Here is a 13,213-nt window from a genome sequence, read left to right as displayed (position 1 = left end):
ACGCCCGGTCGGTTGCAGCCGCACGCCCGGTCAAATTGGCAGCCGAGTCCCCGGTTCCAAACGCCTTCTAGGCGTTTTCGCTGGCCGCAGATTTTCCGCGCCCGCGAATCATAGCTTTTTATTTCCTGTTATTTCTTCCTGATTTCCTCTATTTCTCAAGCCGATCGATTACCTCTTGAAAGAAGAAGCCAATCGCTGAACCAGTGTCTTTTTCTCGGCCGGTGCCGGTGCGGCAGTGGGAGGGACTGGCTTGGTCGCGGCTGCGAGAGCGGCCGACGCTTTGGCAACTGACGCCACCACGACCAAATCCACCCTGCGGTTCTGCTTGCGACCGTCCGGTGTGGAGTTGTCGGCAATCGGCCGGTACTCGCCGTATCCTGCCACCGATATGTTTTTGGGATCGAATCCCGAGTCATCGACGAGCAGCAGCAGCACGGCCATGGCGCGTGCTGTGGACAGCTCCCAGTTGGAGCGGAACTCCGCATTGTGGATCGGCTGATTGTCGGAGTTTCCCTCGACGCGGATAACCAGACCGTGCTGCAGCAGAACGTTGGCAATCCGCTTGATCTTGTCGCCTGCGCCCGGCAGGAGGATAGCCTGACCGCTGTTGAAGAAGCCCATCTCGCGAAGGCTAATGACAAAGCCCTCGGGCGTTACGCGCAGCTCCACTTCGTGATTTTTAATCTCTTGCCCGATGGCTGCTTGAAGCTGCCGGCGAAGCTCCTCGATATCCACCGCCGAAGCCGCTGTTCCGTCGTGTTCTCCCATCGAGGGAGGAGGCGGGGGAAGATTGTTGCCCTTATCAAAGGCGCCCATCTGCTGAAAGCCGGCGTGGATGGCCTGGGCCACCCGGCGAACCTCCTGGCTGTCCTTGTATGCGGAGGCAAACAACACAACGAAGAAGGCGAAGAGCAGGGTGATGAAATCGGCGTACGAAACCAGCCACCGCTCGTGGCCCACATGTTCGTCTGCGTGGGCGTGCCTTCTCCCTCTTCTCCTCATTGCATGACCGCGACTTTCGATGTGCTCTCACGGCTGGCTGGAGGAGCCAGCAGATAGCTGCCAATCTGCAACTCCAGAGCGCGAGGATTGACGCCTTCCATGATCGAGACGACAGCTTCGAGCGTCATCTCCTGGATCACCTGTCTCTCGCGGATCTTGATCTTGAGCTTTCCGGCGCAGGGCAGGAAGAGGAGGTTGGCCGCGCCGACGCCATAGATCGTCGCAACGAACGCGACGGCGATGCCCTTGCCCACTTCGTTGATGTCCTGCAGCTTCTGCATTACCTGGATCAGCCCTAGCACTGCACCGATGATGCCGATGGTTGGAGAGTAGCCGCCGGCTGCTTCGAATACTTTGGCTACGCGCTCGTCCCGCTCGCCGCGGTAATCGAGCTGCAGCTCCATCATTTTGCGCAGGTCGTCGGAGCTGACGCCGTCTACGGCCAGCATCAGGCTTTCGCGCAGGAAAGGGTCTTTAATCCTCTCCAGCTCGGCATCGAGGGAGAGCAGACCTTCTTTTCTGGCTTTGTATGCGTACTGCAGAAGATTCTTAACCAGCGAGTCCGACTCCGGGACTCGGTTCCAGAAAACATCTTTGAGTTGTACGACCGCCTGAAATACGACGCTTAATGGAAACTGCACCATCACCGCGCCGATTGTGCCGCCAAAAACAATTAAGGCCGCTGTTGGCTGCAAAACCTGGGTCAGCTTGCCCCCATCGAGCATCAAGCCGACGCCAATTCCACCCAGCGCTATGACTAGGCCGCCAAGGGTGCTCTTATCCATAGTCATGTCCACCAAGACAGTTAATCAACGCAAGAACGAGAAGCCGGACGGGCCGATAACATGCACTGCAGTTCGCCCGGCATCCGAAAATAGGAAGATCGGATACTCCTGGGTCTCGGCCGTAAAGTCAATCGCGGCCCGATCCAGGAGAGACCTCTCTATCGGCAGATGAAAGCAAACCTTCTAGTCTTCAGACAGGGAGTTGAAAAGACAAAGGGGTGCGGATTCCGCACCCCTTTGCCGGACCCGACCAGCAGTCCCTAGGCGTAGAGCCCGAGGGAGCTGCTATTTGGAAGCAGGGAATTGCTCTGGCCGCTGACCAGCGGATTCTGCTGCAGCGAGCCATACGCTTGCAAAGCCACAGTCAACTGATTCGATTGGCTTTCGACCGCCGATTGCAAGGCTCCGGTCGATTTGGGGTGTTGCGTCTGCGAAACTCCATTGTTATGGGACAGTGTCTGTTTGAGGGTGGCGTAATCGCCCTTCGCGGCGGTGATGTTCCCCGACTTCAAGTCGCTCCCCAACTGAGTCATCTCGGACGAAACGGCGCTGCCGCTGACGTTCAAGCCCTGAGCGGTCAATTTCTGCTGGAGAATGGAAAACATCGATTGAGCACCGGAGAGGTTCCCGGACTGCAAATCCGACTCGAAGCTCTCTGTCTTCGAAGACGAGGTTCCGGAAGGTTTCTGGGTCTGGTGAGAGCCGAAGCTTGAGAAAAGGCTGCTGGCAAGAATTCCTGCGACGGACATGGTCGGTCTCCTGGGTGAGGCTGCTGCTGGCTCGGTTGGTTTGCTGAGTTGCCACTGCATATTGCAATTCGCCTTCCAAGATCGGCGAAAAATTGAGAATTGCCCCTTAAATCATTGAAGCCAATGAGTTTTCACGCAAGCGCGAACAGCTTCGAGAGGCTGTCTTACTAGGCAACAGTTGCCCAGTAAGGACGAAAGATGCCTACGTGGCCGCACCCGCCTTCGGCCCCGGGGGCCTTCGTGCCGTTGAAATTCTTTTGAGAAAAAGCCGATGAGGAACCATGCAAGTCAGCGGCCTCGCAAAAGCTCCTTCTTTCGGTCGAGGCTCAGAACCCGATACCGATCCTGCGAATGGCGAGAAGCAAGCGGGAAATCTGTCTCCCGAAACTGCTCGTCCGCGTTTTTTTCACGAACGCCGGCGCAGCCGTTCCGCGGAAGAGTGGCGCTTTGAAGCGCTGAACTCCGTAAACCGGCTATTTCTTCATTACGAAAAAACCAACGAAGAGCTCCGGGCGTCGGAAGAGAGGTATCGATCCCTCTTTGACGAGGCGCTGGTAGGGATATTTCAGATAAGCCGCCGCGGGCAGCCTCTCACCATCAATCGCCGAATGGCGAGCATCTACGGATACGAGTCGCCCGAGCAGATGATGGCCGAGGTCTCCGATATCGGCCAGCAGCTCCTGGTCTCTCCCTGCAAGCTGAGCGAGTGGAGAGAGGCGATTTCGCGCAATGGCGTGGAGTGCGGTATCGAGACAGAGATTCGCTGCCGCGACGGCGCAACGAAGTGGATTCTGCTGAATATTCGCGCGGTCTTCAATGAGCGCGGCAAGATTCTCCGCTACGAGGGCACGGGCGAAGACATTACCGCGCGCAAGGGAGACGAGCAGAGAATTCAGTTTCTCGCCTACTACGACACGCTTACCGGATTACCCAATCGGACGCTCTTCCGCGATTGGCTCGCAAACGCCCTGGCCGACGCTCGCCGCAGGAAGGGCAAGGCCGCGCTGCTACTACTGGAGCTCGACCGCTTCAAGATCATCAACGACTCGCTGGGACACGCCTTTGGCGACCTGCTCCTCCAGGAGATCGCGCAGAGGATCAAAATTGGCGCAGGCGAGCAGAGCATCGTGGCGCGAATCGGCGGAGATGAATTTGCCATCGTCCTGCCCCACATCGACGACCCTGACGAAGTTGGCGAGATCGCGCAGAGAATTATCGACGCGCTGAGCGTCGAAGAATTTGCCGCCCTGGGCCACTCGCTCAATATTTCGTGCACGATCGGCATCAGCATCTTCCCGGAAAACGGCCTGGACAGCGAGGTTCTGCTGAAAAACGCTGACGTGGCCATGTACTCCGCGAAGGAAGATGGGCCGAACAAATTCCGGTTCTTTACCGAGGCGATGAACGTCGAAATCCTGGAGCGGTTAACTCTGGAAAACGGCCTGCGCCTGGCGCTCGACCGCGACGAACTCTTCCTGGTCTACCAGCCACAGGTCAATATCAGCACCGGAACAATTACTGGCCTCGAGGCGCTTCTGCGCTGGCAGCATCCGCAGCTGGGCCTGGTGCCACCGTCAACATTTATCGAGGTGGCCGAGAACAGCGGCTCGATCGTGCCCATCGGAGAATGGGTGCTGCGGACTGCCTGCGCGCAGGCGAAGAAATGGCAGGACGCCGGACTTCTGGCCGTGCCGATTGCGGTCAACGTCTCGGCCGTGCAGTTTCGCCAGCAGGGATTTCGAGAGCTCATCCGCGAGGTTCTGCACGACACCGGCCTCGACCCGCAATACCTGGAGTTGGAGCTGACCGAAAGCCTGCTGCTCACCAACGCCGACGTGATGTTCTCGATCCTGCAGGACCTGCGCGAGATGGGCGTGAAGCTGGCCATCGACGATTTCGGCACCGGCTATTCGAGTCTCGGCTATCTGCGCCAGTTTCAGGTCAACCGGCTCAAGATTGACCGCTCGTTCGTCAGAGATGTTGCAGTCAATCCCGACGACGCCGCCATCACCACCGCGATCATCCGCATGGCGAAAGCGCTGAACCTCGAAGTGCTCGCCGAGGGCGTCGAGAACGAAGCGCAGCTCTCGTTTTTGCGAGCGCAGCACTGCTATGTGATCCAGGGCTACTACTTCAGCAAGCCGGTTGCGGTCGATCAAGTTGTAGAGAAGCTGCGAGCGGTATCGATCAAGCCTGCTTCGAGCACAGCTTAAACCGGTCTCATGACGGCTTACGGGCGTCGACTCTCGATCATGCTCGAGTCCGGTCGTTCCAGAGTCCGAAGTGACACGATTGAAATCGTGCCTCGATACGAAGCATTGACCACCTCCGGGCCATCATGCCGCGGACTATTTAGCTCCTCGCTATCTCCCACCTTTCGGTTGTTGGCAGATGAGTAATCGGCCTAGAAATCAGTACCCTCCGTGCCGATAGTTGGTGGACCACCCAACACCAGGACAGCCGCTAGTTAAGAGCTCCACCGAAGGGGGGATTACCTTTCAGGCGTACCTTGCCAGGGGACGAGGCTCATGTTTTCAATCATTGGAATTCTCATCGTATTTGGCGCAGTGATCGGCGGCTTCCTGATGGAGAAGGGACCGATCGCGGTGCTTATCCAGCCGTCGGAACTGGTCATTATCGGTGGTGCAGCCATCGGTACGATGCTGGCCGCGAACCCAATGTACGTGCTGAAGAAGATCGTCGCGAGTCTGAGCGGCGTCATTAGTGGATCGAAGTTTTCCAAGCAGAGTTATCTCGACTCGCTGAGGATGATGTTTCATCTCTTCAATAAAGCTCGCAAAGAAGGCTTGACCGCGATTGAGAGCGACATCGAGGAGCCGGAGAAGAGCCAGCTCTTTGCCAAATTTCCGGCCTTCCTCAAGAATCATCATGCGCGGGACTTTGTCTGCGACACCATGCGCATGGCTATTACCGGCGGCGCAAGTTCCTTCGACGTCGACCAGATGATGGATCTGGACATGGAGGTTCATCACAAGGGCGCGACGCTCCCCGCATCGGCGCTGACATCGATGGCCGACGCATTGCCCGGTCTCGGAATCGTCGCTGCCGTTCTCGGTGTGGTAGTGACCATGGGCTCGCTCGGCGGCCCTCCGGAAGAGATTGGCCACAAGGTCGCGGCGGCCCTGGTAGGAACGTTTCTCGGCATCCTGCTGTGCTACGGAATGATCGGACCTTTAGCGTCAAACCTCAGCAAGCTGATTGAAGACGAGCATGGCTACTACCACGTTTTGCGGGTGGTGATGTTGGCTTTCATCAAGGGCATGTCCCCGACCCTGGCCGTCGAAATGGGACGGCGGGCGGTTCCGGAACACGTTCGTCCCAACTTCCAGGAAGTAGAAAAAGCGTGCCGTCAGAAGGATGAACCCACCCCAGCGGTAGCGGCATAAACGCGGTCGAAAAGGCGCTAGACCATGTCAGAGACACCCGAGATCATCGTCATCAAGAAGAAGCACAACCACGGCGGCCATCACGGCGGCGCGTGGAAGGTGGCCTACGCGGATTTTGTCACCGCGATGATGGCATTGTTTATCGTCCTCTGGCTAATGAACACCAGCAAGCCGGTGCAGGAAGCGGTGGGCGGGTATTTCCGGGACCCTCACGGCCTCGCCAAGCAGGCGGGGACGGATAAAAACGGTCCTGGCGACTTCACCAAGCTGAAGAAAGAAGACATGCACAAGCTCAAAGAGCAGCTTCTGCAGTCCATTCATCGCCTCGATCCGCTCGACAAGCTGAAAAACCAGATCGAAATCACCATCACCCAGGAAGGCCTGCGCATCGAGCTGATGGAATCGGCAAAGGGAACCTTCTTCCAGCTGGGAAGCGCGAAGCCCACGCCGGCGTTGACGGAAATCCTCCAGGTCTTATCCGGGGAGCTGGGCAAGTTGCCGAACAAGATCTCGATCGAGGGGCACACGGATTCGACGCCCTACTCGGTCGCTCACACCTACGACAACTGGGACCTGTCCTCGGACCGGGCGAATGAAGCGCGGCGGCTGATGCAGGCTCAAGGAGTCCGGCCAAACCAGATATCGCAGGTGCGCGGCTTCGCCGACCAGCGTCTGCGTCTGCCCCTGCAGCCGCAGAACCCGTCCAATCGGCGAATCTCGCTGATCGTTCAGTATCAGGTGATCGATGGAAGCGAAGTAGCCTCGCCCGAGCTTCTCAAAATCCAGCAGCAGCAGACGAAGAGCGCCGCAGCGGCTCCCGCGGCCCCGGTAAGCCAGAATGCGCCGGCTTCGAAAGCGGGCCCGGCTGCGCAAACGAGCGTAAGCGCTCAGGCTCCCAAGGCGAGCCCGAACACGCAGGTGAGTCAGAATACCCAGACCGCAAAATCAAGCCCGGCTGCTATGCCAATTGCGAAGAAGTAAAACGGAAGTAAATTGCGTTTAGCTTAGAAGCACTGGGCCGAGACGGTTCTGAGGCGTGGCCAGTGCGGAGACGAGGCGGGCCACCGCCAGGCGTTCCTTGTCGGACTCGTAGAGGAACTTGAGGCCGTGCATGTTTCCAGCGTGCGCCACACGCACACTCACTTCAAGCGTCTGATCCTGATAGATCATCGAGACGGTTCCGCGAGAGCCGGCGGCCATCGGCTTAGGAAGCTCGAGCTTCATGCCCTCTTTGCTGATCTCCCGGCAGCGGCCGGTGACGGTGGCGCTCTGCACGGTCAAATGCACGGGAAGATCGACGGGAAATCGCGGGGATCTGTATTCAAATTTCTGCATAGTTGGCTATCGCCTGCCCATGGGTAGGGTGTCGTTGATTTATTAGAGCGTAGTTCGAGCCTTTACTATCGGCATTTCCGGGAAAAGCTGTAAGGTGAGCCATCTGCGCCAGCGATAACTGTCTAGTAACGAGCCGACGTGGCGCGTTTTCCAGCGGCGATGGCTGTTGAGATATTCGATCTGCGAGCATAAGAAGCCGGGGCTCATCGCCTCTTGTCCAGATTTCCTTAGGTTTTCCTAGGGAATTAACCAAAACAAGTTATTGAATGCCCTATCGTAGGTGCAAATTACCCGATTAGGCATCCATGAGATGTGACCAAAGTCATCTCAAATTTGTGCCTTTTGTGTCGCAATTTAGTTCCGATTGGGTAGTATCCACGCAGATACATCCGGTCGAACGGGTGGCATGGCACTTAATATGTATTGATTTATTAGAAGGGCCCAAGTACTAAAGTACTGTAGTTCAGATAACGAATTAAAACTTTGGGAACGGAATTACACATGGAACTCTGTACGCCTTCTGCCAGAAGTATCTCTAATCCACCCGCCCAGGGCATCTCGAATATGAGACGCGCTTCTGAATTCCATCAAGTAGCCGGCCGCCGCATCCTGATCGTCGAGGATGATGTCTCGCTGGCCGGCTTTCTTTGCCGGGAACTTCAGATGGCAGGCTTCACCGTGGAATTGATTCACGATGGGGAAGCGGCCCTGAGCAGCCTGCAGGACCACCGGTACGACCTGCTGATTCTGGATCTCAACCTGCCCAAGCTGGACGGCATCAGCCTGCTCGAACGAGTCCGCCCTGCCCAACCTCGACTGCCGATGCTGGTGCTGACGGCGCGCTGCCGGGTGGAGGACAAAGTTTCCGCCTTCCACAGCGGCGCTGACGATTGCCTCACCAAGCCGTTTTCGCTGGTCGAGCTTCTGGCCCGGGTGCAGGCGCTCATGCGCCGCAACTCCGGCTTGATTCCCAACTGCTCCAAAGTGGGTGACCTGGTTCTTCATCGCCAGGAGCGCCGCGTGGAGCGGAATGGCCGCCGCATCGATCTGACCCCCCGCGAATTCGCCATCCTCGAATACATGATGCGGAATTCCGGCCGGCCGGTGTCGCGGGCCACTCTCTTCGAAGAGGTCTGGAACATGCCGTCCGATCCCTCGACCAATATTGTCGACGTTTACATGAAATACGTACGTGACAAGGTCGATCTTCCGGGAGAGTCCAAGCTGACGCACACCATACGTGGTGTGGGGTACGAACTTCGTGAAGCCTAGCGAGAAGCCAGAGAACGGACAGGCTGCAAGCATGGAGAACGCGGAGTTGGAAAAGTTTTACGCTGATCTTGGGAACGGCCTCCATGCCATGGCGCAGCCGCTCACCATCCTTCGTTCGGCGGTGGTGGCTTGCACCCTGCCGAACTTGCCGCCGGCCGATCACCGGCGATATCTGGATATCTCCGCGGAGCAGGTCGAGCGCGCCTGCGGCCTCTTTCAATCCTTGCAACAGCTGGTGATCATCAGGCAAACCGAAGCGGCCAATCAACCGATCGACATTGCAGAACTGCTAGCGCCGGTTGTGGAAGCGCAGAAGGAAATCCTCGAAGCCGCAGGGCTTCAGCTCCAACCGATAATGGCGGCCGATCTGCCGCTCGTGTTGGGAGACAAGGACAGAACGCTGCAAGCAATTTTCGCTTCGCTGAAGATCGCAGCCTCCTGCTCTTCTGCGGGCGACATTATCGAACTGCTGGTGTTGACCCGCGGTCATGTGATCGAGGCAACGATTCAGAACCTGCGCTCCCACGGAAAGCGCTTGAGTTCGACGGATCGCCTCGACCTGGCTTTATCCGAGGCGAACATCCGCAGCCAGCGCGGCCAATTCACATGTGCCGAAGATCCATTTTCCGTGTCCATGATGCTGCCTCTTCAGGACGCCGACCCGCATTGGCAAGAAGAGCTGTCATCCGAAGTGCAGGCGCACCAAGTTCATTAACTTTTCCAGGGTGCAGAGATTTGGGTTCTAGGTTCTAATGAGTTTTCAGCACAATTATGCAGTCGATAACTCTATGAGCAGTCCTATCACTCAATTCGACCGCTTTGAAGATCGGGTTCCCATCGATGTATTCGTGGTGAGCCCGAATCCCAAGCTTCAGCAGGAGCTCCAGGAAAAGCTGGGGCCGCCGCGCTGGAACGTGATCCAGGCGACCAGCGGCTCAGGCGCGCTCGAGGTCCTTCACAAGCACGGCACCGACGACGGAGTTCTGTTGCTCGATCCTCTGCTGCCGGATCTGGAGCCCAACGAGTTCAACGCCATCGTCAGGGATCGCTTTCCCAATACTCAGATTTTGATGTTGAATTCGCACACCGGCCAGCTGCTGGTCGGAAGCGCCTCGCCGACTCCTATATCGACAAAACTTGTGGACGTCGTTAATCGCAACGGCGCAGTCCACACGAATACTGTCTTACCCACTGTGGTCGATCACGAGAGCTCGCGCCACCATCTGCAGGACGGCAGATTCAAGCTGCGCGGCATGATCGGCGAGTCCGAGCCGATGCAGCGCGTGTCTATCGTGACCCGGATGGTCGCTGTTCGCGACACCACTGTTCTTGTGACCGGAGAGAGCGGAACCGGCAAAGATCTCGTGGCTCAGGAAATCCATCTCATCAGCCCGCGCCGCAAGCAGCCGTTCATCGTCGTGAATTGCTCCGCGATTCCCGAGACGCTGCTCGAAGCCGAGCTTTTCGGCTATACCAAAGGTTCTTTCACCGGCGCCGTTCAATCCCGTATTGGACGCATTCATGCCGCTCACGGCGGCACGCTCTTTCTGGATGAAATCGGGGACATGCCGCTCTCGCTGCAGAGCAAGATCCTGAGATTCCTGGAGCAGGGCGAAGTCCAGCGCCTGGGCGGCAACGACAATCTCAAGGTCGACGTGCGCGTCGTAGCGGCCACCAACGCCGATCTTAAAAAGCTCATCAGTCAGCAGCAGTTTCGTGAAGATCTCTATTACCGCCTGGCGGTTTTTCCAATCCACCTGCCGCCGCTCCGCGATCGCCTCAGCGATCTGGACGAGCTGGCGACGGCGTTCGTCGTGAGATTTCATCCCGGAGTCTCACTCAGCCGCGAAGCGTTGCACGTGCTGGCGCAACATCGCTGGCCGGGAAACGTACGCGAACTGCGCAACGCCATCGAGCGGGCGACCATCCTGGTCGGTTCCGGTCACGAAATCAAGCCCGAACACATCATTCTTTAGCTCAATGACCCATTCCGGGTCGCCGTTCCAGTTTGGCACTCATCGTGCATATGGAATAGGCAAATGCTGCCCGGTTCTCATGTTGCTCCAATAAAGAACGTAGGCCCAGACTCCCTGCGCAGTCCGCGGCTGTTGGCGGATGCCTTCTCGGAGTTCATCTCTGCGTCTTCTCTGCTCGAAGCGTCTTATCGCGACTTGCAGCGCGAGGTTGCGCACCTGGGATTCGAGCTGGCGGAGCGTAACGCTGCTCTTACCCGCAGCCTCGCGGAAAACGACCGCATGCGCGCGGCCTTGCAGCAGATGATCGATTCCATGCCCTGTGGCGTGCTGGTGCTCGATACCGCCGAGATCATTGTCATGATCAATCCGGAAGGGCGCAGATTATTAGAACTTGGCGACGCAGAAGTGAAGAGCCTACGCGATCTCTCTGCAATCAGCAAGATCAACTTCGAGTCTCTGCTGGCGAGATCGGACGATCATCTCGACAACGAGCTGTGCCTGTCGTCGAGCACGGGCAAGCGCTGGCTGGCCATCGGTAATCAAAAATTGTCCTGCGCACCCGCAAGCCAGGAAGTGGGCAGCGGAAGAACGCCGCTGCAGAGCATCTGGATTCTCCGCGACATTACCGCGAACAAACTTGCCGAGCAGGAGCGCGAAGCCGCGCGGAGCGCCATGGCTTTGGCGGAAATCTCGACGATCCTGGCGCATGAAATTAGAAATCCGTTAGCGAGTATGGAATTGTTTGCCGGCCTCATCGCTGAGGATCCGGGGCAGACTTCGCAGTGGGTCTCTCATCTTCGCGCCGGCATTCGCATGCTCTCGGGGACAGTGAGCAACGTCCTTAGCATTCACTGCGGAACCAATCCCCAACTCACGCCGCTGAATCTGATCTCCTGCATGCAGACCGGCGTGGAGTTCGTACGGCCCATCGCCGAGCAGGCTGGCGTATCGCTCTCCTTTATAAGCGAAGACGATAGGCTGACCATCGAGGGTAACGAAGAGGGCCTGCGCCAGATCATTCTCAATCTCATCTGCAACGCGATTCGCCACACGCCTTGCGGCGGAAAGATCATCGTTTCGATTCGGCCATTGGGAACATCTCGCGCGCTGGTCGAGGTCACGGATACGGGCTGCGGAATTCCAGCTTCGCTGATGCAGCACCTTTTCGATGCCGGTTTCAGCGCGAGCGGCGATACACCTGGATTGGGGCTGGCAGTTTGCAAACGGCTCATGATGCAACACGGCGGAGAGATACGAGTCTCCAGCCGTGTGAACTGCGGAAGTACTTTTCAATTGGAGTTTCCAACCTTATGACCAATGACGCACCGTCTTCAGTCATGGTGGTAGACGACGAACCAGGCATTCGCACCGCTCTGCGCGCGAACTTCTTGCGCCACGGATGGCGGGTCGAAACAGCGTCCTGTGTTCGCGAGGCTGTCCGTAATTTCGAGGGCAAGGAATTCGACCTGGTGGTGACTGACATTCGCATGCCTGATGGCACAGGCATGGAAGTGATGCGGTCCGCGCGCCAGTCTTCTCCGGGAACAGCGGTCATTTTGTTGACCGCCTACGGCTCGGTGCCGGATGCAGTCAGCGCCATGCGCGATGGAGCGCTCGATTATCTGACCAAGCCTATCTCCTTCGATCGCTTGCAGGCTACCGCAGCGCAGGTGATGCATCGCGCGAAAGAGATGCCCGCGGAGGAAGAAGTGGCTCCGGCCGGCGACATCGTTGGACGCGCACCCGCGTTGCTGCGTGCGATTCAGCGTGCGCGCGCCGCCGCCAGCACCGGCGCGGATGTTCTCGTCGAAGCGGAGAGCGGCACCGGCAAAGAGCTGCTGGCGCGCTTCATTCATGACTCCAGCGATCGCAGCCGCAAGCCATTCGTTGCCGTGAATTGCGCCGCGGTCCCCGAATCTCTTCTGGAGAGCGAGTTGTTCGGTCACGGGCGTGGCGCCTTTACCGGCGCGGTCGCGGCCAAGCCCGGCAAGTTTGAGCTGGCGGATGGCGGCACGATTCTGCTCGATGAGATCGGTGAAATGCCGCTTCATCTGCAACCGAAGCTGTTACGTGCTTTGCAGGAGCGCGAATTCGAGAGGCTCGGCGAAGGCCGGTCGGTCAAGGTCGACATCCGGGTCATTGCCACCACCAACGTTTCACTGGGGGCGATGGTCGAGCGCGGACAGTTTCGCGCCGATCTCTACTACAGACTGAATGTGATTCCTCTCACGCTGCCTCCGCTGCGCGAGCGCCGTGAAGATATTCCGATACTCGCACGGCACTTTGCCGTTAAGTTCGCCGCGCATCAGCAGACCCAGATTCCGCATCTTCATCAAGAATTTCTGGAGCGATTGCAGTCGCATAGCTGGCCCGGAAATGTTCGCGAGCTGGGTAACTTCATGCGGCGTGTTCTCACGCTCAGTGGAACGCATGAGATCGACGCCGGCTGTTTCGACATGGAGTTTCAAGGGGCAGCCCGGCCGCAGCTCGCACCGCCCGCACCGATGTCGCCATCCGCTGCGGTTGCAGGTATTCCCATCCGCCAGGTGGAACGCCAGCACCTGGAAAACACCTTAGCGCTCACCGACGGAAATCGCACCCACGCAGCTGAGATGTTGGGCATCAGCCTGCGCACGCTGCGCAACAAAATTCGCGAATACGGCCTTCCACCAAGGAGATACGCATAA

Annotated in this window: 12 protein-coding genes; 8 read left to right on the top strand and 4 right to left on the bottom strand. The window is 58.0% G+C overall.

Going from position 1 to position 13,213, the window contains the following annotated elements:
* Window positions 1-168 precede the first annotated feature (168 nt).
* The 3 genes from XX99_RS11095 to XX99_RS11085 form a co-directional block, all read right to left on the bottom strand.
* Window positions 169-1,002: an OmpA/MotB family protein gene (locus XX99_RS11095; RefSeq protein ID WP_082125485.1), complete on the bottom strand. Its 834-nt coding sequence runs from the start codon at window positions 1,000-1,002 to the stop codon at window positions 169-171.
* Window positions 999-1,787, bottom strand: coding sequence for a flagellar motor protein (locus XX99_RS11090; RefSeq protein WP_050059478.1), 789 nt, complete (start codon window positions 1,785-1,787; stop codon window positions 999-1,001). Before XX99_RS11090 ends, XX99_RS11095 begins: the two co-directional genes overlap by 4 nt.
* Before the next feature lie 260 nt (window positions 1,788-2,047).
* Window positions 2,048-2,536, bottom strand: a complete 489-nt coding sequence (locus XX99_RS11085) for a hypothetical protein (RefSeq protein WP_050059477.1) — start codon at window positions 2,534-2,536, stop codon at window positions 2,048-2,050.
* Window positions 2,537-2,817: 281 nt separating this feature from the next.
* Between XX99_RS11085 and XX99_RS11080 the strand changes: the two genes are divergently transcribed.
* From XX99_RS11080 to XX99_RS11070, 3 genes are all read left to right on the top strand, one after another.
* Window positions 2,818-4,749: a putative bifunctional diguanylate cyclase/phosphodiesterase gene (locus XX99_RS11080; RefSeq protein ID WP_050059476.1), complete on the top strand. Its 1,932-nt coding sequence runs from the start codon at window positions 2,818-2,820 to the stop codon at window positions 4,747-4,749.
* A gap of 315 nt (window positions 4,750-5,064) precedes the next feature.
* Window positions 5,065-5,943, top strand: coding sequence for a flagellar motor stator protein MotA (gene motA / locus XX99_RS11075; protein ID WP_050059475.1), 879 nt, complete (start codon window positions 5,065-5,067; stop codon window positions 5,941-5,943).
* A 24-nt stretch (window positions 5,944-5,967) separates the two neighbouring features.
* Window positions 5,968-6,924 (top strand): flagellar motor protein MotB, encoded by a 957-nt coding sequence (locus tag XX99_RS11070; RefSeq protein ID WP_082125484.1) that lies wholly within the window; start codon window positions 5,968-5,970, stop codon window positions 6,922-6,924.
* An 18-nt stretch (window positions 6,925-6,942) separates the two neighbouring features.
* Here XX99_RS11070 and XX99_RS11065 read toward each other — a convergent pair whose 3' ends face one another.
* Window positions 6,943-7,278, bottom strand: coding sequence for a PilZ domain-containing protein (locus tag XX99_RS11065; RefSeq protein ID WP_050059474.1), 336 nt, complete (start codon window positions 7,276-7,278; stop codon window positions 6,943-6,945).
* Between the two features lie 564 nt (window positions 7,279-7,842).
* Between XX99_RS11065 and XX99_RS11060 the strand changes: the two genes are divergently transcribed.
* From XX99_RS11060 to XX99_RS11040, 5 genes are all read left to right on the top strand, one after another.
* Window positions 7,843-8,550: a response regulator transcription factor gene (locus tag XX99_RS11060; RefSeq protein ID WP_050059473.1), complete on the top strand. Its 708-nt coding sequence runs from the start codon at window positions 7,843-7,845 to the stop codon at window positions 8,548-8,550.
* Window positions 8,540-9,265 carry an ATP-binding protein gene (locus XX99_RS11055; RefSeq protein WP_156185942.1) on the top strand — a complete coding sequence of 242 codons (726 nt, stop codon included), beginning with the start codon at window positions 8,540-8,542 and terminating at the stop codon, window positions 9,263-9,265. Before XX99_RS11060 ends, XX99_RS11055 begins: the two co-directional genes overlap by 11 nt.
* A gap of 73 nt (window positions 9,266-9,338) precedes the next feature.
* A complete protein-coding gene (locus XX99_RS11050; protein ID WP_082125567.1) occupies window positions 9,339-10,526 on the top strand; it encodes a sigma-54 interaction domain-containing protein in 1,188 nt (395 codons plus the stop codon).
* Window positions 10,527-10,589: 63 nt separating this feature from the next.
* A complete protein-coding gene (locus tag XX99_RS11045; protein WP_050059470.1) occupies window positions 10,590-11,840 on the top strand; it encodes a sensor histidine kinase in 1,251 nt (416 codons plus the stop codon).
* Complete coding sequence (locus XX99_RS11040) at window positions 11,837-13,213, top strand: sigma-54-dependent transcriptional regulator (RefSeq protein WP_050059469.1); 1,377 nt, start codon at window positions 11,837-11,839, stop codon at window positions 13,211-13,213. Before XX99_RS11045 ends, XX99_RS11040 begins: the two co-directional genes overlap by 4 nt.

This window comes from Silvibacterium bohemicum, assembly GCF_001006305.1.
GTDB classification, from domain to species: Bacteria; Acidobacteriota; Terriglobia; order Terriglobales; family Acidobacteriaceae; genus Silvibacterium; species Silvibacterium bohemicum.
This window is presented reverse-complemented; position numbering and strand designations above follow the sequence as displayed.